This is a genomic window from Pseudomonas sp. COW5, from assembly GCF_026240005.1.
Lineage (GTDB): Bacteria > Pseudomonadota > Gammaproteobacteria > Pseudomonadales > Pseudomonadaceae > Aquipseudomonas > Aquipseudomonas kribbensis.
This window is the reverse complement of record NZ_JAPHVP010000001.1, coordinates 2429333-2449581: the sequence shown is the minus strand read 5'-3', so window position 1 is coordinate 2449581 and position 20249 is coordinate 2429333. Positions and strand designations below refer to the sequence as shown.

16 protein-coding genes are annotated in these 20249 nt (G+C 60.9%); 10 read left to right on the top strand and 6 right to left on the bottom strand.

Going from position 1 to position 20249, the window contains the following annotated elements; translation table 11 throughout:
- Window positions 1–37 precede the first annotated feature (37 nt).
- The 5 genes from OQ248_RS11035 to OQ248_RS11015 all read right to left on the bottom strand — a co-directional run bounded on the left by OQ248_RS11035 (window position 38) and on the right by OQ248_RS11015 (window position 3728).
- A complete protein-coding gene (locus OQ248_RS11035) occupies window positions 38–574 on the bottom strand; it encodes a DUF3299 domain-containing protein (protein WP_085708811.1) in 537 nt (178 codons plus the stop codon).
- Between the two features lie 90 nt (window positions 575–664).
- The gene (locus tag OQ248_RS11030; RefSeq protein ID WP_114886415.1) at window positions 665–910 is read right to left on the bottom strand and encodes a GlsB/YeaQ/YmgE family stress response membrane protein; all 246 of its coding nucleotides are present in this window, start codon (window positions 908–910) and stop codon (window positions 665–667) included.
- A 112-nt stretch (window positions 911–1022) separates the two neighbouring features.
- Complete coding sequence (locus OQ248_RS11025) at window positions 1023–2105, bottom strand: 5-(carboxyamino)imidazole ribonucleotide synthase (protein WP_265812847.1); 1083 nt, start codon at window positions 2103–2105, stop codon at window positions 1023–1025.
- A 10-nt stretch (window positions 2106–2115) separates the two neighbouring features.
- Complete coding sequence (gene purE, locus OQ248_RS11020; protein ID WP_007954291.1) at window positions 2116–2607, bottom strand: 5-(carboxyamino)imidazole ribonucleotide mutase; 492 nt, start codon at window positions 2605–2607, stop codon at window positions 2116–2118.
- 212 nt (window positions 2608–2819) lie between these two features.
- Window positions 2820–3728 carry a LysR substrate-binding domain-containing protein gene (locus OQ248_RS11015; protein ID WP_085708809.1) on the bottom strand — a complete coding sequence of 303 codons (909 nt, stop codon included), beginning with the start codon at window positions 3726–3728 and terminating at the stop codon, window positions 2820–2822.
- Between the two features lie 180 nt (window positions 3729–3908).
- Between OQ248_RS11015 and aspA the strand changes: the two genes are divergently transcribed.
- The 7 genes from aspA (at window position 3909) to OQ248_RS10980 (ending at window position 16607) form a co-directional block, all read left to right on the top strand.
- Window positions 3909–5333 carry an aspartate ammonia-lyase gene (gene aspA / locus OQ248_RS11010; protein WP_085708808.1) on the top strand — a complete coding sequence of 475 codons (1425 nt, stop codon included), beginning with the start codon at window positions 3909–3911 and terminating at the stop codon, window positions 5331–5333.
- A gap of 499 nt (window positions 5334–5832) precedes the next feature.
- The gene (locus tag OQ248_RS11005; RefSeq protein ID WP_085708807.1) at window positions 5833–7278 is read left to right on the top strand and encodes an alanine/glycine:cation symporter family protein; all 1446 of its coding nucleotides are present in this window, start codon (window positions 5833–5835) and stop codon (window positions 7276–7278) included.
- A 170-nt stretch (window positions 7279–7448) separates the two neighbouring features.
- Window positions 7449–8453, top strand: coding sequence for an asparaginase (locus OQ248_RS11000; RefSeq protein WP_265812846.1), 1005 nt, complete (start codon window positions 7449–7451; stop codon window positions 8451–8453).
- Window positions 8454–8621: 168 nt separating this feature from the next.
- Window positions 8622–9620, top strand: a complete 999-nt coding sequence (locus tag OQ248_RS10995) for an AraC family transcriptional regulator (protein WP_265812845.1) — start codon at window positions 8622–8624, stop codon at window positions 9618–9620.
- A gap of 131 nt (window positions 9621–9751) precedes the next feature.
- Window positions 9752–10777: a histone deacetylase family protein gene (locus tag OQ248_RS10990; protein ID WP_265812844.1), complete on the top strand. Its 1026-nt coding sequence runs from the start codon at window positions 9752–9754 to the stop codon at window positions 10775–10777.
- On the top strand, window positions 10774–11874 hold the full coding sequence (locus OQ248_RS10985) for a polyamine ABC transporter substrate-binding protein (protein WP_265812843.1): 1101 nt from the start codon (window positions 10774–10776) through the stop codon (window positions 11872–11874). Before OQ248_RS10990 ends, OQ248_RS10985 begins: the two co-directional genes overlap by 4 nt.
- Window positions 11875–12038: 164 nt before the next feature.
- Entirely contained in the window at window positions 12039–16607 is a 4569-nt protein-coding gene (locus OQ248_RS10980) for a DUF6543 domain-containing protein (RefSeq protein WP_265812842.1), read from the top strand.
- A gap of 43 nt (window positions 16608–16650) precedes the next feature.
- Here the strand turns inward: OQ248_RS10980 and OQ248_RS10975 are convergent, their stop codons facing one another.
- A complete protein-coding gene (locus OQ248_RS10975) occupies window positions 16651–18201 on the bottom strand; it encodes a PLP-dependent aminotransferase family protein (RefSeq protein WP_265812841.1) in 1551 nt (516 codons plus the stop codon).
- A gap of 92 nt (window positions 18202–18293) precedes the next feature.
- On the opposite strand from OQ248_RS10975, the gene OQ248_RS10970 reads away from it, so the two are divergent.
- Genes OQ248_RS10970 through OQ248_RS10960 form a run of 3 tightly spaced genes read left to right on the top strand, consistent with a single transcriptional unit; the run spans window position 18294 to window position 20058 of the window.
- The gene (locus tag OQ248_RS10970; RefSeq protein WP_265812840.1) at window positions 18294–18917 is read left to right on the top strand and encodes an FMN-binding negative transcriptional regulator; all 624 of its coding nucleotides are present in this window, start codon (window positions 18294–18296) and stop codon (window positions 18915–18917) included.
- A gap of 10 nt (window positions 18918–18927) precedes the next feature.
- Window positions 18928–19374: a GNAT family N-acetyltransferase gene (locus tag OQ248_RS10965; protein ID WP_114886430.1), complete on the top strand. Its 447-nt coding sequence runs from the start codon at window positions 18928–18930 to the stop codon at window positions 19372–19374.
- Window positions 19375–19386: 12 nt separating this feature from the next.
- On the top strand, window positions 19387–20058 hold the full coding sequence (locus OQ248_RS10960) for a GNAT family protein (protein ID WP_265812839.1): 672 nt from the start codon (window positions 19387–19389) through the stop codon (window positions 20056–20058).
- Window positions 20059–20249: the final 191 nt, after the last annotated feature.

Sequence of the window (20249 nt, the reverse complement as noted above, 5' to 3'; positions counted from 1 at the left end):
ACGCAGCCCTTGGGCTGCGTTTTTTTGCTGCTAGGGATTACAGATCCTTTTCCTGCACCACCCGCACCTTGTCCGCTTCCAGCGCATAGGCCGCATCGGCCAGGTCATTGCTGACCTTTTCAATCTTCAGCGTGCCAGTCACCCAAAGCGGCGTGTAGATATCGTCCAGCTTCAAACCCTTGGGGTAGCGCACCAGCACCAGTTGATTCGGTGGCGGTGGCGGCACGTGGATGCAGGCGCCCGGGTACGGCACGAGGAAAAACAGCGTGCTGCGGCCCTTGGCGTCCGACTCCAGCGGCACCGGATAACCACCGATGCGGATGTGCTTGTCGTTCATCGACGCCACGGTCTTGGTCGAATACATCACCGCCGGCAAACCCTTGGCCTGCTTCATCCCGCCTTTCTGGGTGAAGGTGCCGGTGGCTTCCGGAGAGTTGTGGTCGATTTCAGGCATGGCCTCGAGGGCTTTCTGATCCGACTTGGGCATCAGTTCCAGCCAGTCGGTTTCCGGCAGTTCGCCGGCGTGGGCCAGACCGCTGCCCAGCAAAAGGAGAGTCAACAGAAGACGGCGCATGAAGATGCTCGTAGGAAAAAGGAAACAGTAAATCGCCGAGCATTCTAGCCCTCTCCACCGGTTTGGCAGAGAGGGCTTTGTCGCTTTGGATCAGTTCTTTTTGATCAGGCCGTAGATCACCAGCAGGATGATCGCGCCCACCAGCGCACCGAAGAAGCCGGCGCCCTGACCCGCGTGATAAATGCCCAGAGCCTGGCCGCCGTAGGTGGCTGCCAGTGAACCGCCGATACCCAGCAGGATGGTCATGATCCAGCCCATGCTGTCATCGCCCGGCTTGAGGAACCGTGCCAGCAGGCCGACGATCAGGCCGATAAAGATGGTTCCGATAATTCCCATGGCATTTCCCTCTGAAATTGGTCGATATGCGAAAGCCTAGTCAGACTTTGGCATCCTGCCATCAGAGAACGGCGGCCCTTAATGGTTCCGCCGCTGCCAGATGAAACTCTCGTTACTCGGCGATCAGCGCCTCGACCTTGAGGATCTGCTGTTCGAGGGTCGCCTTGTCCTTGCAACGCAGGTTGGCGTGACCGACCTTGCGCCCGGCCTTGAAGGCCTTGCCGTAGTGATGCAGATGGCAATCCTTGATGGCGATGACCTTCTCGACCGGCGGCACAACGCCAATGAAGTTGAGCATCGCGCTCTCGCCGACCTTGGCCGTCGAGCCCAGCGGCAGACCGGCAACGGCCCGCAGGTGGTTTTCGAACTGGCTGCACTCGGCGCCTTCTGTGGTCCAGTGCCCGGAGTTGTGCACCCGCGGGGCGATTTCGTTGGCCTTGAGGCCACCGTCGACTTCAAAGAACTCGAACGCCATCACGCCGACATAGTCCAGCTGCTTGAGGACGCGGCTGGAATAGTCTTCAGCAAGGGCCTGCAGCGGGTGATCGGAACTGGCGACCGACAGCTTGAGGATGCCGCTATCGTGGGTGTTGTGCACCAGTGGATAGAACTTCGTCTCGCCATCGCGGGCACGCACGGCGATCAGTGACACTTCGCCGGTGAACGGCACGAAGCCTTCCAGCAGGCACGGCACGCTGCCCAGTTCAGCAAAGGTATCGACCACGTCTTCCGGCTTGCGCAGGACTTTCTGACCCTTGCCGTCGTAACCCAGGGTGCGGGTTTTCAAAACGGCAGGCAGGCCGATCGAAGCGACAGCGGCGTCCAGATCGGCTTGCGACTGAATGTCGGCGAACGCCGGGGTCGGAATCCCCAGGTCCTTGAACATGCTCTTTTCGAACCAGCGGTCGCGAGCGATGCGCAGGGCTTCGGCGCTCGGGTAGACCGGCACGAACTGCGAAAGGAAGGCCACGGTTTCAGCCGGGACGCTTTCGAACTCGAAAGTCACCAGATCGACTTCATCGGCCAACTGACGCAGATGATCCTGATCGCCGTAATCGGCCCGCAGGTGTTCGCCCAGCGCAGCGGCGCAAGCGTCCGGCGCAGGGTCGAGGAAAGCGAAGTTCATGCCCAGCGGAGTGCCCGCCAGGGCCAACATGCGACCCAACTGGCCGCCACCGATTACACCGATCTTCATCTCAACAACCTCAGGCAATACGTGGGTCTGGATTGTCCAGGACGCTGTCCGTCTGCTCGGCACGGAAGGTCTTCAGTACCGCGTGGAATTGTGGATGCTTGGCGCCCAGGATGCTCGCCGACAGCAGCGCGGCGTTGATCGCACCGGCCTTGCCGATGGCCAGGGTGGCTACCGGAATGCCGGCCGGCATCTGCACGATCGACAGCAGCGAGTCGACGCCAGAAAGCATGGCCGACTGCACCGGAACGCCCAGCACCGGCAGGTGGGTCTTGGCCGCACACATGCCTGGCAGGTGAGCCGCACCACCGGCACCGGCGATGATCACCTCGATGCCGCGGCCTTCGGCCTCTTCAGCGTACTGGAACAGCAGATCCGGGGTGCGGTGGGCAGAAACCACCTTGACCTCGTACGGGATGCCGAGCTTTTCCAGCATATCGGCGGTGTGGCTAAGGGTGGACCAATCGGACTTGGAGCCCATGATCACGCCAACCAGTGCACTCATCGTCGCGCCTCTTCTCTCTGGGCGCCCGCAGGCGCGTCAAAAACAACAAGCCACGCAGATTGCGTGGCTTGTTGTAGGAAAAATGGCCGGACGAACCGGCCGAAGGCCGCGCAGTATACCGCAAAGAAAGCAATAAACAGCCCCCGTTGCGACCATCTGTCAAATGAGCAAAAGCCCCGGTTTTATTGACTCAAAGGTCAGCGCCAGCGCATTCAGGAAGATTGTGCAGCCCCGCCTTCAAGCTTGCGCCACAACAACCGCACATTGGCCTTGCGCACCAGCGCACAGCGGTACAGGCGAATTTCCAGCGGCACATGCCATTGCGGGCCGCCGCAGACCACCAGTTCGCCCCGGGCCAGCTCGGCCCGCACGCTCAATTGCGGAACCCAGGCAATGCCGAGGCCTTCCAGGGCCATGCTTTTAAGGCTGTCTGCCATGGCGGTTTCGTAGATGGTGGTGAAGCGCAACTGTCGCTGGCGCAGCAAGCCGTTCACCGAGCGCCCGAGAAATGCCCCGGCGCTGTAGGCCAGCAGCGGCACGCTGGCCTCGCCTTCCAGGTCAAACAGCGGTTTGCCATTGGCATCCGCTGCACACACCGGGAGCATTTCGGTCTGGCCCAGGTGCAGCGACGGGAAAATTTCAGGGTCCATCTGCATGGCCGCGTCGGGGTCATAGAACGCCAGCATCAGATCGCAGCCACCTTCGCGCAGCGCGTGCACAGCATCGCCAACGTTGGTCGCCACCAGCCGCGTGGCGATGTTCAGGCCTTCGTTGCGCAGTTGTGCGATCCAACGCGGGAAGAAACCGAGCGCCAGCGAGTGCGCCGCCGCCACCTGGATCACTTCACCCTGCCCGCCTTCCAGGTGATGCAGATGGCGCAGCACCTCGCCGAGCTGTTCGACCACGGTGCGCGCGGTCACCAGAAACAGTTGCCCCGCTGCCGTCAGCTCGACCGGCGTGCGCGAGCGATTGACCAGCGTCAGCCCGAGCGCCGCTTCCAGGCTGCGGATCCGCCGACTGAAGGCCGGCTGGGTCACGAAGCGCCGTTCGGCTGCCTGCGAGAAGCTGCGGGTGGCGGCCAGGGCACTGAAGTCCTCGAGCCATTTGCTTTCCAGATTCATCACGTCCTCCCGGACACGCACCAAAACAGGTCACACGTCTGCCGCGCACGCGGCGTCACACGGGCATTATGCCGAATGTGCATAGGGCAGTGTTTAACAGCATTGGCCCAAAAATTCCCACAAGCCTAGCATTCGCAGCGTTCCGGCACAGACCGGGTCCATATCGAGATGATTTCTATCATGTCCTCCGCTGCATCATTCCGCACAGAAAACGACCTGCTTGGCTCCCTGGAAGTCCCTGCTCAAGCGTATTACGGCATCCAGACCCTGCGAGCGGTGAACAACTTCCGCCTCTCGGGCGTTCCGATTTCGCACTACCCGAAGCTGGTTGTCGGTCTGGCGATGGTCAAACAGGCCGCCGCTGACGCCAACCGTGAGCTGGGTCACCTGAGCGAAGCCAAGCACGCTGCCATCAGCGAAGCCTGTGCCCGTCTGATCCGCGGTGATTTCCACGAAGAGTTCGTGGTCGACATGATTCAAGGTGGCGCCGGTACCTCCACCAACATGAACGCCAACGAAGTGATCGCCAACATCGCGCTGGAAGCGATGGGTCACCAGAAAGGCGAGTACCAGTACCTGCACCCGAACGACGACGTGAACATGGCGCAGTCGACCAACGACGCCTACCCGACCGCGATCCGCCTGGGTCTGCTGCTGGGTCACGACGCGCTGCTGGCCAGCCTCGACAGCCTGATTCAGGCATTCGCGGCCAAGGGTGAAGAATTCAACCACGTCCTGAAGATGGGTCGTACCCAGCTGCAAGACGCCGTGCCGATGACCCTGGGTCAAGAGTTCCGCGCATTCGCCACCACCATGGGCGAAGACCTGGCCCGTCTGAAGACGCTGGCCCCGGAAGTCCTGACCGAAGTGAACCTGGGCGGCACCGCGATCGGTACCGGCATCAACGCCGACCCGCGTTATCAGGCCCTGGCCGTACAGCGTCTGGCCCTGATCAGCGGTCAACCGCTGGTTCCAGCCGCCGACCTGATCGAAGCCACCTCCGACATGGGCGCCTTCGTGCTGTTCTCCGGCATGCTCAAGCGCACCGCGGTCAAGCTGTCGAAGATCTGCAACGACCTGCGCCTGCTGTCCAGCGGCCCACGCACCGGCATCAACGAAATCAACCTGCCGGCGCGTCAGCCAGGCAGCTCGATCATGCCAGGCAAGGTCAACCCGGTGATCCCGGAAGCCGTGAACCAGGTTGCATTCCAGGTCATCGGTAACGATCTGGCGCTGACCATGGCGGCCGAAGGCGGCCAACTGCAACTGAACGTGATGGAGCCGCTGATCGCTTTCAAGATCCTCGACTCGATCCGTCTGCTGCAACGCGCCATGGACATGCTGCGTGAGCACTGCATCGTCGGCATCACCGCCAACGAAGCGCGCTGCCGCGAACTGGTCGAACACTCGATCGGTCTGGTCACCGCACTGAACCCGTACATCGGCTACAAAAACGCCACCCGCATCGCCCGTATCGCCCTTGAAAGCGGCCGCGGCGTGCTGGAACTGGTGCGCGAAGAAGGTCTGCTCGACGACGCCATGCTCGCCGACATCCTGCGCCCGGAAAACATGATTGCTCCGCGTCTGGTGCCTCTGAAGGCCTGATCCGACGCGTTACTTGTAGCACCGCTCACCAGGTCGAGGGACTAGACACCTCTCACCTTTTGAGGGCTTGGGGATCATTCCCCAAGCCCTTTTTTTTAACTATTGAGTAGCAAAATCGTCTTCTGTGGGAGCGAGCCTGCTCGCGATAAACGATCACGCGGTTTGCCTGTTGAACCGCAGCGTCTGCATCGCGAGCAGGCTCGCTCCCACAAGAGCCCGACGCCGGTAACGTCGGGTGTTTCAAAGCTTCGTTTCGTCGCTTGCACCACAACCGTGCAGACGGGCGCCGCACTGATCGGTATAGTGCCGCCCCTCTTCGCGTGAGCGGTCGTCGGTAACGAGGCCATAACCCATGCGAAACCCGAACTAATAACAAACCCGCGATATGGATCCGGGACGAAACCCTCGCCTCGCCCGTTGTGCCGCGCGCACACCGGTGTAACGCGATGTTTCCGACCATCCAGCATTTGCTTACACAATAAACAGCGAGGAAAAATCCATGCTCGAAGTCATCAACGACTTCCTCTCAGGGAAAGTACTGATCGTGCTCATTGTCGGGCTCGGTAGCTACTTCACGATTCGCTCGCGTTTCGTTCAATTGCGCCACTTCTTCCACATGTTCGCGGTGTTCCGCGACAGCCTCAAAGGCAGCGCCGGTCAACTCAGCTCGTTCCAGGCCCTGATGCTCAGCCTTGCCGGCCGCGTCGGTGCAGGCAACATCGCCGGTGTCGGTATCGCCGTGACCCTGGGTGGTCCGGGTGCAGTGTTCTGGATGTGGGTGACCGCACTGGTCGGCATGTCCAGCAGCTTCTTCGAATGTACTTTGGCCCAGGTCTACAAACGTGCCGATGGCGATGGTCTGTACCGTGGTGGTCCGGCTTACTACATCCAGCACGGCCTGAAGCTCAAGGGCATGGCGGTGGTGTTCTCGATCCTGCTGCTGGTCACCTACGGCTTCGCCTTCATCGGCCTGCAGTCCTACACCGTGACCCACTCGCTGCAAAACGCCTTTGCCTTTGACCCGCAACACACCGGCATCGTCCTGGCGGTGCTGCTGGCCATCACCTTCATCGGTGGCATCAAGCGCATCGCCTCGGTGTCCGACCTGCTGGTTCCGGTCAAGACACTGGCCTATATCGCGGTGACCCTGTACGTGATCGGCACCCAGATCGAACACGTACCGGCCATGCTGGTCACCATCTTCAAGAGCGCCTTCGGTCTCGACCCGGCCTTCGGTGGCCTGCTCGGCAGCGCCATTGTCATGGGCGTGAAGCGTGGCGTGTTCGCCAACGAAGCGGGCCTGGGCAGTGCGCCGAACGTCGCCGCCGTGGCGGCCGTGAAGCACCCTGGCGCCCAAGGCGTGGTTCAGGCGTTCAGCGTGTTCCTCGACACCTTCGTAATCTGCACCTGCACCGCGCTGCTGATCCTGCTGTCGGGCTTCTACACCCCGGGCTTCGAAGGTGACGGCATCGTCCTGACCCAGAACTCGCTGGCCGCCGTGGTCGGTGACTGGGGCCGCATGTTCGTCAGCGTCGCGCTGTCGCTGTTCGTCTTCACTTGCATCCTCTACAACTACTACCTGGGCGAAAACAGCCTGCAGTTCCTCACCCGCAACCGCGTTGCGCTGATGACGTTCCGCGGTCTGGTGCTGGCGCTGGTGGTCTGGGGTTCGATGCAGGATCTGTCGACCGTGTTCGCCTTCGCCGACATCACCATGACCTGCCTGGCCTTCGTCAACCTGGTGGCCCTGGCCCTGCTGTTCAAGGTCGGCATGCGTGTGATGCGCGACTACGACGAACAGCGCCGCGCCGGTGTCGATCAACCAGTGTTCGACTCCAGCAAATTTGCCGATCTGGACCTGGACCTGAAGGCCTGGCCAACCAGCCCGTCGGCTGCTGCCAAGGCTGACGCTCAGGCGCAAGGCATCCCTGCAGCGCAACGCTGATGGGTGAATGACGGGCGCATCCCCTGCGCCCGTCAGTTAAAGTGCAATGCATTACCTGTGGGAGCGGGCTTGCTCGCGAAGACGGTGAATCAGTCGAAACATCTTTAGCTGACACACCGCATTCGCGAGCAAGCCCGCTCCCACATGTCATCTCTTGTGGAGACCTTCAGATGATTGCCAATTCCTACCCTGCCGCCCAGCACGTCATGGTGCTGTACACCGGTGGCACCATCGGCATGCAGGCCAGCGCCAACGGTCTGGCCCCGGCCTCCGGTTTCGAAGCGCGGATGCGCGACTACCTTCACAGCCAGCCTGAACTGGTCGTACCGCAGTGGCGCTTTCGCGAGATGTCGCCGCTGATCGACAGCGCCAACATGACCCCGACCTACTGGCAGCAACTGCGCGAAGCCGTCGTCGATGCCGTCGATGTGCAAGGCTGCGACAGCGTGCTGATCCTCCACGGCACCGATACCCTTGCCTACAGCGCCGCCGCCATGAGCTTTCAGTTGCTCGGCCTGCATTCCCGCGTGTGCTTCACCGGTTCGATGCTGCCGGCCGGCGTCACCGACAGCGACGCCTGGGAAAACCTCAGCGGCGCGCTGGTTGCCCTCGGCCATGGCCTGGCGCCGGGCGTGCATCTGTATTTCCACGGCGAGCTGCTGGCCCCGACCCGTTGCGCGAAAGTGCGCAGCTTCGGCCGTCACCCGTTCAAGCGCCTGGAACGTCAGGGCGGCGGTGTGAAAGCCACTTCCCTGCCAGCAGCGCTGAGCTACAACCAGCCGAAGCAGCTGGCCAGGGTTGCCGTGCTGCCGCTGTTCCCGGGTATCGGCGCCGAGATCATCGACGGCCTGCTCGACAGCGGCATTCAGGGTCTGGTGCTGGAGTGCTACGGCAGCGGCACCGGGCCGAGCGACAACCCGGAGTTCCTCGCCAGCCTCGGCCGGGCGCGGGATAAGGGCGTGGTGGTGGTTGCGGTTACGCAGTGCCATGAAGGCGGTGTGGAACTGGATATCTACGAAGCGGGCAGCCGCTTGCGTGGCGTCGGTGTGTTGTCCGGTGGCGGCATGACTCGTGAGGCGGCGTTCGGCAAGTTGAATGCTTTGCTGGGGGCAGGCCTTGAGACGGCTGAAGTACGGCGTCTGGTCGAACTCGACCTGTGCGGCGAGTTGGTCTGAGACCACGTCATCCCCCTGTGGGAGCGGGCTTGCTCGCGAAAGCGGTATATCAGATACGTTGATGTCGTCTGACACAACGCATTCGCGAGCAAGCCCGCTCCCACAATTGACTCTTCGTCCGGCATGCAACTTGCTGCCGTTTCCAGCACCTCAAGGCTGGAAGATCCTATGCTCCACTCCCACCTCACCACGCTCAATGCGGTCTCGCTGATCCTCAACACGTTCAAGACCGAAGGCCTGTCCAGCGAAGCACTGCTGGCCGGCAGCGGCATCAGCGCGGCGGATCTGAGCCGGGCCGATACCCGCATCACCACCAATCAGGAGATGCAGGTCTGCGCCAACGCGGTCGCGCTCAAGCATGACATCGGCCTGGAACTGGGGCGGCGCATGCATGTTTCCTGCTACGGCATCCTCGGTTACGCGCTGCTGACCTGTGCCACCTTCGGTGACGCTTTGCGGCTGGCGATCCGTTATCCGGCGCTGCTGGGAACACTTTTCGAGCTGAGCCTGGAAGACGACGGCGAGCGTGTCTGGTTCGTCGCCGCCGATTACCGCGAGAGTCCGTCGATGGCGGTGTTCAATGCCGAGTTCTGTCTGGTGTCGCTGAAAGTCATCTGCGACGACCTGCTCGGTCATCCGCTGCCCTTGCTGGCCGCCCGCTTCGAACACGCCGCACCGGACTATCGCGACAGTTACTCCGAACACTTCAAGGCGCCCCTGCACTTCGGCACCAAGGACAACGCCTTCGCCTTCGACCGACGCTGGCTCGACCAGCCGCTGCCGCTGGCCGACATCATCACCCATCAGGCGATGGCCGAACGCTGCCGCAAGCAGAACACCGAGTTCACCGGCCGTCAGGCGTGGCTCGGGCGGATCCGCCAGTTGCTCACTGCGCAACTCAATGCCGCACCGGGGCTGGAAGGTCTGGCGCAGCAGATGAACTGCTCGCCGCGCACCTTGCGCCGGCATCTGAAGGACATGGGTTGCAGCTATCAGGAACTGCTCGACGAACTGCGCTTCGAGCGGGCCAAGCAGATGCTTTGCGAAGACCAGTTGCCGATCTACCGCATCGCCGAAACCCTCGGCTTCAGCGAGACCGCGAGCTTCCGCCATGCCTTTGTGCGCTGGAGCGGTGTGGCGCCGAGTCAGTTCCGTCCACACGGTTAAACCATCGAGGGGCGATATCAGGTCAGCATTTTTGGCCACATCGATCCCCTTTTGGCCTCTCTGGCCGTTCTCCGATTCGCCCCGCGCCGCAACACTGGAGCCAACCGAATCAGCCCTGCGGAGAACAACAAATGCTGACGATCTACTCTGACGATCACCACCTGCACCATGGCCGCTGCGAATTGATCGACGGGCAACTCAAGCCTTGCTTCGAGATGCCGTCCCGCGCCGACCACGTGCTGCAACGGGTAAAAAACCAAAACCTCGGCCCGGTCGAGGCGCCGAAGGATTTCGGCCTCGGGCCGATCGAGCGCATCCATAGCCGCGACTACCTCGACTTCTTCAAAGGCGCCTGGGCGCGCTGGACCGAATTCAACACCGACGGCGACTTGTTGCCTTACACCTGGCCGGCGCGCACCCTGCGTCAGGTCAAACCCTCCAGCCTGCACGGCCAGCTCGGTTATTACAGCTTCGACGGCGGCGCGCCGATCACCGCCGGCACCTGGCAAGCGGCGTACAGCGCAGCGCAAGTGGCACTGACCGCCCAAGCGGAAATCCAGCGCGGCGCCCGTGGTGCCTTCGCCCTGTGCCGTCCGCCGGGACACCACGCTGCCGGCGATTTGATGGGCGGTTATTGCTACCTCAATAACGCCGCCATCGCCGCTCAGGCATTTCTCGATCAGGGCCACAAGAAGGTCGCGATCCTCGACGTCGACTACCACCACGGCAACGGCACCCAGTCGATTTTCTACGAGCGCAGCGACGTGCTGTTCACCTCGATCCACGGTCACCCGGAAGCGGAATTCCCGTTCTTCCTCGGCTACGAAGACGAGCGCGGCGAAGGGGCCGGCGAAGGCTTCAACTTCAACTATCCGCTGCCGGCCGGTTCCGGCTGGGATGTCTGGAGCGCGGCGCTGGATCAGGCCTGCGCGGAGATCGAAAACTACGGCGCCGACATCATCGTCGTGTCGCTGGGCGTCGACACCTTCAAGGACGATCCGATCTCGCAGTTCAAACTCGACAGCCCGGACTACCTGGCGATGGGCAAGCGCATCGCCGCCCTCGGCAAACCGACCCTGTTCGTCATGGAAGGTGGTTACGCGGTGGAGGAAATCGGCATCAACGCGGTGAACGTGCTGGAAGGTTTCGAGTCATGAAAAGTCTCAAGCACTTCATCGCCCCCGCGCTGTGCGCAGCGCTGCTGAGCGGCACCGCCCACGCCGAAGAACGCACCCTGCGCGTCTACAACTGGTTCGACTACATCACCCCCAAGGCACTGGAGGATTTCAAGGCGCAGAACAGCCAGACCAAACTGGTCTATGACATCTTCGACACCAACGAAGCGCTGGAAGCCAAGTTGCTGACCGGCAACTCCGGCTACGACGTGGTGGTGCCGTCCAACGTGTTCCTCGCCAAGCAGATCGAGGCCGGGGTATTCCAGCCGCTGGATCGCAGCCAGTTGCCAAACTGGAACCACCTCGACCCGAAACTGATGAAGCTGATCGAGGCCAACGACCCTGGCAACAAGTTCGCCGTGCCGTACATGTACGGCACTATCCTGATCGGCTTCAACCCGGCCAAGGTCAAGGCGGCGTTGGGTGACAACGCTCCGGTGGACAGCTGGGACCTGATCTTCAAGGAAGAGAACATCAGCAAGCTCAAGCAGTGCGGCGTCGCCCTGCTCGACTCGCCGTCGGAGATCCTGCCGCTGGCCCTGCAACACCTCGGCCTGGATCCGAACAGCAAGAACCCGGCGGACTACGCCAGGGCCGAAGCGCTGCTGATGAAAATTCGCCCGTACGTGACCTACTTCCACTCGTCCAAGTACATGGCCGATATCGCCAACGGTGACATCTGCGTCGCAGTCGGTTATTCGGGCAGCTTCTCCCAGGCCGCCAACCGCGCCAAGGAAGCGAAGAACGGCGTGGTGGTCGACATGCGCCTGCCGAAGGAGGGGGCGCCGATCTGGTTCGACATGCTCGCCATCCCGAAAGGCGCGAAGAACCCGCAGGACGCCTACACCTTCATCAACTACCTGTTGCAACCGCAGGTGATCGCGCCGGTCAGTGACTTTGTCGGTTACCCGAACCCGAACAAGGACGCCACCGCACAGGTCGACCCGGCGATTCGCAACAACCCGAATCTGTACCCGACCGATGCGGCGATGAACACGCTCTATACCCTGCAACCGTTGCCGCGCGATGCGGAGCGGGCACGGACCCGGGCGTGGACCAAGATCAAGTCCGGTACCTGACTGCCGACCGGCAATGCCTGACAACATTGATGACCCGCGCCTGCGCGGGTCTTTCTTTGACGGCCATATTTATCTACCGCACAACCGCTGTCGCTGCCCGCTAACGTCTCCCCCCGACTCATCGCTGTGTCCTCCACGGCGTTCCTTACAGTCAGGAGACTACGATGCCCGAAATCCCTCACCAGAAAGAACTGGATCTACTGACCGAACTGGTCACCGGCCCTTCGGTCAATGAAGTCGCCGCTCATTTTCTCAGGCCCGAACTCGATGCACTGTATCCGCAGCTGAAGATCGATCCGATGCTGGCCATGGTGGTTACGCCGACCTGGCTCATCACCGAAGATCGCGTCGTTCCTGGAAACAACCTGTATGAGTCTCTCACCCGCGTACTGGTGAAACTCGCCTATGCAGAATCCGTCGTGAACTACATCGACGGTGAACACTTTCTGACGCTGCATCCGGGCGACGAATCCAGGCCTCATCTGGCAGTAAAAATCGATGCGATCGGTCGACTGCTCAATTCGCTCGCCCCGCTGCTTTTCAATGCCTGGCAGCAGCAACAGCTGGATTACTGGAACCAGGAAACAACCCCTTCAACGCCACGCTGGCATCAGCTCTCGCGGTCTTTGCAGGCGATCTGGAACCTTGATCCGGCGCTCGACTGGAGCGAAGACGAAAAAGCCATCGCACGGGCGGTGTTCGACCAACCCGAACGGGTAACACGGCGCGCCAAGGACAAGTACCTGAGCAGAGCCTGCCTGATCGATTGCGACAGTGTCATTGACGGAACGAGCAGGCACGCGTGGATTCTGGACGTCGCCGTCCTTGTTGGAACTCTGGGCGACCGTACCTTTGTAATCACCCATTCCATTGTCGAGGGATTCAGACGTTACGACTCCATCGAGGCATTAAGTGGACGTCTACCAGCCCGACACGACCTGCAGTGGCGACTGTATGAGCCTGATGGCAACTTTTTCCACCATCAGGCCTGCGCGCTGATCGGGTTGGAAACCGAAGCTATCGGTGAGTTGAATATGACCGATGACGCTGCCGCTGTTTTGCCTCCTGGTCGTGCTTCCCCCGGGAACCCGACCAGAAGGGAACGGCCTTCGCCTCTATTCGACAACCTTCAGAATCAGATCCCGGACTGGCTGGAAAATGCATCGAGCGCGGACCTTACCCGCTATAGCAGGCATTTGATGGACCTCGCCAATTTACGCGAGCAGGACGCCGGCAAATCCTTCCTCGACGATATTCCGACGCTGCAGGCGTTTACCCTGCAAAAACTGCGCGAGCAGATGATCAAGGATCAGCCGGGGGCATCGGCTCTGAAACTCGAGAATGTCGAAATCCGTGTCACCAGCCTGATCGTGCTCGGAACGTTCATCGTGCCCGGCCAGACACAGACCCTCAACCTGTCGCTGGTGGAGCTTGCACTGCAAAATCTGATAGCCCTTCCCTTGGGTAACAAGACGGTGCAATACAAAAACGGTGACGCCACGCCAGAATGGATGACACCTGCCTATCTGGAAACGCTCGTTGCCCGGATCGATGTGGGCGCAACTTATCCCGCACTGATCAGGCAAAAACTGCTTTCCGATCCGCAGGAAACCTTGCGTCGGCAGAATCTATTTGGTCGCCATCTGCAGATTCAGCTGCCGTTGCAGGCTCTGCAATTCAAGATCCGGGACCAGGCCGGCATTGATGAGCGCGGCTACCAGTACGTGCTTGCGGTGATGCAGGAAAGCCCGGCGGACCGCTGCGTGGACGGGCAGGAAATCATCATCCGCCCGCTGGCATTCACTCATGGAAACACTCCTGTAAACACCGCAGACAGCGTCGCCAACATGTTTGTGATCGGTCCGCGACTCGCAACCAAAGGACCTTGTCTGCTTTACCGGCCACTGCTCGACCCTCCGCTATTGCAGTACCCGGGTGAGGCGAATCTGCTGTATGCGATCAAACGCCATAAGCTGCTTCGCCAATCGGTCCTGGCCTGGTTACCGGATGATGTTCGTTTCAATTACTCGCAATACGTGTTCCCCGGTGAACTGCCTTCAGTCTGGACAATCGGACAATGGCTGGTCGAGCCCGGCTCGCTGCTGGGGAAAATGGCCAGCGTGACGTTCAGTACAAAGATGCTTGAAGGCGAAATCTTCGCGTCTCTGTTTAAAGCGAATGCCGATGCGATGATCACTCTGGCCGACCGCCAGTCGGTCTCCAACGCCGAAGCCCGCTGGGAAACACTGAAGCAAGGCGCCTGGAAGCTGTTCAATGGCGCGCTGCCCTTTCTGGGTCGCACTGTCGGCACGGCTGCCTGGATCTGGCAAATCATGGACGACCTGCAGCAGGCCGTCGATGCGAAGGAAAACGATGACAGTCAGGTAGCCTGGGCAGCCTTGACGGATTTGTTGCTGACCCTGGGCATGGTGCTCGCCCATCAGGCCGCTCGCCCCCGTTCACCCACGCCGCAAACCGAAAAAACCGAAGTCACGCGCCCCCTCCCCCAAGCCTCACCATCCCCCAAGGCGACAGTGACTCGCCTGCCTGATTGGCAATCCAGCCAGCCACCGGCGTCCCATGAGTCCTCGCTGCACTCACTCGGCGCATTGACACCCAAAAGCCTGGGGGCGCTACTCGATGCACTGAGTACTGAAAAACCGGCTGGCCTGAACGCACCTTCGCACGACAGCGGCCCTCATCGGCATCTTCATGAACTCAATCGAAAATGGTACGCGCAGGTCGGTGAGCGATGGTTCGAAGTGATGCTGAACGATAACGAAGACGTACAGATCGTCGACTCACGCAAAATGCCGTTGGCAAAAGGTCCGCTGCTCACTCATTCCGCGAAAGGCGAATGGTTCATAGACACTCGACTTCGGTTGCGAGGCGGTGGCCGTCGCGCAGCCCTTCAGCGTGCCAACGAGCAACGCAGGGAGGCGTTGAAGCAACAACTCAAGACCTTTGATGCCCGCAAGCTGGTCATGCAGACAGAACTGGAAGCGGCGGAAAAGTCGGCCACCGACACCGATCAGAAAACCCTGATCGACCTCCTGGATTCACAAGTGAACGCTTATGGAACCTACATCGAGCAACTCAAGACCTACAACGCCCTCGAAGCCATTTCCAACTATCGCCCAGTCATCGTCAGCTGCCTGGATCGCCAGCTGTCACTGACTCAGAAGTGGTTCGTTCGCAGCAATCGCGAATACGGTGAACGTATGCGCCAGTCCCTTGCATTGCTGGACAAGGAACACCTGGAAGACGAACTGACACCCCGCCAGATCCACCAGCGCACCAGCGATCTGACACAGGGTTTCATCGACAGGATCGAATTTGCCAGGGCCCGAATCGACGAATTAACACGACTCGGCAAGGAAGCCAGCGAAGTGGCTCGCGAATACAGCACACAGCTACCGAGATACAAACTGCAAGACCTGAAAATGTTCCAGGTCAGCATGGCTCAGGAGCTGTGTCTGAGCGACGATCACGCCATCGACACGACATCGGCGCGCAGGGTAATGCAATGGGTTGTCGAAGATGCGGCACTCACCATCCAGTCTTTTCTGGATCTGGCCGAAGAGAGCGAATCGCGCGCGTTGCCCGAGCGGATCGATGCCTTGAGCGATCTGGTCGAGCAATTTGCAAACCTTGACCAACGCATCGCAGATCTTGCGGATGAATATCCTGTTGAATTGCTCAAGCCACCGCTGGAGCTCATGCGCGCGCGAGTCGAGGCATTCAACGAGCCTGCCGTGAAGCAACTCGCCGGCCTGTTGCATGAGCGCAGGGCATTCGAGCCGACACCTGGTCCATACAGAGTCATTCCAACGCCCAAACGCATCATCAAGACACGCTTTAAAGGCACAGTCGTCGGCACTCGACGCCCTTCCACTGGCGGCAAACAGAATGATCTGTACGACGTGACCTCTCCTCTGACCGGCAAAGTGATCGCGACTTTTCACGAAAAGACACCCGGAAACTGGGTTGAGCACCTTACCCGACCGGTCCAGGCGCCGGGCCCCGAACGCCCCGGTCTCGACATCAGTGTCCAGAAGGGTCGATCGTTGATCGATCAACTCGAGCCGTTTCTTCGACGAACCGAAACACACGCCCTGCAGGATGGACGCATTCCGGTGGAAATCGAGGAGATGTTCAATCAGCAGGCTACCCGGATGCGCGAGGCAGCCGAGGCAATCGAAAACGCACTGACCGATCTGAACGCCACCGAGGGGGGACCTGATTCAGCCGTCACCCTGACAAGGCAGCTCAGCGAAGGAGCAGCACAACTGATCAAAAAGGGACGCCTGACCCGCATCAGCATGATCAAGCGCCAACCACCGACGGCTGCCAGGATTGAATGGCTGCAGGGTGAGGGGCTGGTGAAAATCGTCAAGATACCGGGCCGCAAACCACTCAAGGGGAACAGGAAAGATTTTTTGGAAGAGTATGAAATTCGCGAGCGGGTCGAAAAGGCGGACAAGAAAGCCGAAAGTTCAGGCGCGGTGCTTTGGTACGCGCATTTTCATTACCCCAGACCCGACGCACCGGCCAGCGGTTACACTGCCGCCCACCTGAAAACGGCTTCACAGCGCAGACTGGGGGGTGGATTCGATCTACGGAGCGCGACATCCAACAGTGAGCTGATTGCAATCTATCGCAGCGAAATCAGCCCACGTCTGGCCATGGCGTTGTTCTTGTCAGGGCCAGGCCCCTCTGCTTCCGCAAACTGATCAGATTAAATGGAGAGAGCCCGTTATGTAGCGATTCTCTGCATTAGCGCCAGACCTTTTCCAGACGCTCCAAAGCGGCTGTGATGCCGGCCTCGGGCACCGCTGCAAATCCCAGAACCAGTCCGGCTCGCTGGTCCAGGGGTTTGTCTGAGTCCGGCAGCCAGTAACGACTCAGCGCATTGATCTCGACATCAACCCGGGCAGCACTTTCGACCAGCGCCTGCTCCCGAGCCAAAGAGTCCACAGCGACAGTCAAATGAAGTCCTGCAGCGACGCTCGGCAAGCTGGCGATACCGGGTACATCTCGAGGCCACCCCGCCAACAGGGTGTCACGCCGGCTCAGCGCCGCCCGGCGCATCCGCCGGATGTGTCGCTGGAAGTGTCCGGCCGCCATGAACTCGGCCATCACCGCCTGAGTGCTCACTTCGGAATGTCGGACATCCACCGCTCGCCGCTGCGCAAAAGCTTCAACCAGCCCCGGCGGCAAGACCAGATAGCCCAGACGCAGCGCCGGAAAGGCGACTTTGCCAAAAGTGCCGACGTAGAGCACACGGCCCTGCCGATCGAGCGCAGCCAACGGAGCCAGCGGCGCGCCCGTGTAGCGATACTCGCCGTCGTAGTCGTCCTCGACGATCCAGCCGCCGGTGCGCTCGGCCCAGGCCAGCAATTCCAGGCGCCGGGCCAAGCTCATCACTACCCCGGTCGGATACTGATGAGACGGTGTGACGTACGCCACCCGACAATCTTCGGCGGCCGCCAGTGCAGCGCAGTCGATACCCTCTTCGTCCACCGCAATGCCGTGCAATCGACCGCCGGCCAGCGCGAACGCGTGACCCGCTGCGCGATAGCCGGGATTCTCGATGCCCACCCCCGCGCCCGGCTCCACCAGCAACTGTGCACAAAGGCTGATTCCCTGTTGCGCGCCACTGGTGATCACAATTTGCTCAGCCGAGCACTGCATGCCGCGCGAACTGCGCAAATAAGCGGCGATCAGACCACGCAGGCGCGCATCGCCCGCCGGATCGCCGTAACACAGTTGCTGCAAATCGGGTTTACGCCAGAACGCCGCATTCAACTTGGCCCAGACGTCGAACGGGAACAGATCGAACGCCGGAACCCCCACCCTGAAAGCCCGTGGCGGACCACTCGGCGGCGTCGGCAAATGGTTCTGTTCAAGCCGCTGCATCGCACCGCTGTGGATAACTTTGCTGGATAAATCACCAGTGAAATCGACCGATTTTGTGGATAAGGCTGTGGGTAAGCCTGTTGACAACCCTGTGGATACTTTTGTGGATAGTTTTTTCGTCGGTCTCGTCGATTGTGGCAACTGCGCCACATAAGTACCGTCCCCGACCCGCCCTTCGATGAAGCCTTCGGCATACAGCTGATCGTAGGCGCGCACTACGCTGTTGCGGGATATCGCCAGCGCTGCCGCCAGATCCCGGCTGGCCGGCAGCCGCGTGCCGCTGGCCAGGCGCCCGTCGAGCACCCGCAGGCGCAAGGCCTGATAGAGCTGGCGGCTCAGGCCTTTGCGGCGGTCGAGTTCGATACCGGCAGGGTTGAACGGCAGCGACAGCGTAGTCGAATCGTGCATGGCAATGGACCTATGAAATTGGTCATCAATGGCTCTTACAACAGACCAATAGCCTGCCTAGGATGCAGGCATTCGCCAAGGAAAATCTCTCCATGTACACGCCACGCGCCTTTGCCATCGACGACTTGTCCCAACTGCACGAACTGATCCTCGCCACCCGCCTCGCCATCTTGGTGACCCACGGTGAACAAGGCTTGCAGGCCAGCCACGTGCCGGTGCTACTGCATCGTGAGCAAGGTGCGAACGGCACGCTGTACGGGCATCTGGCCAAGGCCAATCCGCAATGGAAGGACCTGCGTGACGGTGCCGAGGCCATGCTGATTTTCCCGGGGCCCGACGCCTACGTCAGCCCGGGCTTTTACCCGAGCAAAGCCGAGCACGGCAAAGTCGTGCCGACCTGGAACTACGTCGCCGTGCACGCCTACGGTCACGCCGAAACCTTCAGCGATGGCGGTCGGCTGCTGGACATCGTCAGCACCCTTACCGATCGCCATGAAGCGGGCCGCGCCCAGCCCTGGTCGGTCGACGATGCCCCGGCCGACTACATCGACGGCATGCTCAAGGCCATCGTCGGGTTCGCCATTCCGATCGACCGCCTCGAAGGCAAACGCAAGCTCAGCCAGAACCGCAGCCCCGAAGATATCGCCGGCGTGCGCGAAGGCCTGGCCGCCAGCCCCGACATCAACGATCAAACCCTCGCTCACTTGATGCGTTAAGGAAATCACCATGAGTCAGATCGACATCCGTCCGGTCAGCGCCGCCGATCACGCGGCCTGGCTGCCGCTGTGGCAGGCCTACCTGCGCTTCTACAACACCGAATTGCCGGAGGCCGTCAGCCAAAGCACCTGGCAGCGTTTTCTCGACCCGAACGAACCGACCCACGCCGCCCTCGCCTGGGCCGATGGCAAAGCGGTGGGCATGGTGCATTTCATCTACCATCGTTCGAACTGGAGCATCGAGAACTCCTGCTACCTGCAAGACCTGCTGGTGGAGCCGCAAACCCGCGGTACCGGCGTCGGCCGTTTGCTGATCGAACATGTCTACGCCACCGCCAAGGCCGACGGTTGCTGCAAGGTGCACTGGCTGACCCACGAAACCAATGCCACGGCGATCCAGCTTTACGAGCGCATCGCCGAACGCCCGGGTTTCATCCAGTTTCGCAAAGCCATTTAAGGAGCCACGTGCATGACGATTTCTCTCGCCGACTGGAAAGGCGTGCCACCGCCCTCCACCACCCTGATCGAAGGCCGCTTCATCCGCCTGGAAAAGCTCGACCCGGCGCGCCATGGCGACGACCTGTTCAGCGCCCTGCAAGGCCCCGGCGCCGACCCGAAACTCTGGGATTACTTGCCCTACGGCCCGTTTCCGGAGCGCAGCGCCTTCAATGACTGGCTGAACAACCACGCCGCCCACAGCGATCCGTATTTCTTCAGCGTCATCGACCGCGCCAGCGGCCAGGTGCAAGGCATCCTCAGCCTGATGTCGATCGTCCCGGCCCAGGGCCGCATCGAAATCGGCCACGTTACCTTCGGCGCGCCAATGCAGCGCTCGCCGAAAAGTACCGAAGCGGTCTACCTGCTGGCCAAGGAATCCTTCGCCCTCGGCTACCGCCGCCTGGAATGGAAATGCAACAACGGCAACGCCCGCTCCAAATACGCGGCCGAGCGCTTGGGCTTCAGCTTCGAAGGCGTGTTCCGCCAGCACATGGTTGTGAAAGGCCAGAACCGCGATACCGCGTGGTACTCGATCCTGGACTCGGAATGGCCGGCGATTGCGGCGGGGTTCGAGCGCTGGCTGAGCGATGAGAATCAGACGGCCGAGGGGCAGGTGAAAGGGTTGGTTGAGTGCCGCGGCTAAGTACATAAACGCCCCGGGCAGCTCCTACGGCAGTTGAAGGGGCTTCCTGTCTGATATTGCTTCATCTGCAACGAATTGCAGATGAAGCACTCAACTCGCAGACATATCTGCAAAAGAATGCACATAACCCAGACATCATTCTGTAAACCCCCTCCGCTATACAGAACGCCCTCACTTATAACTAAAAGGAC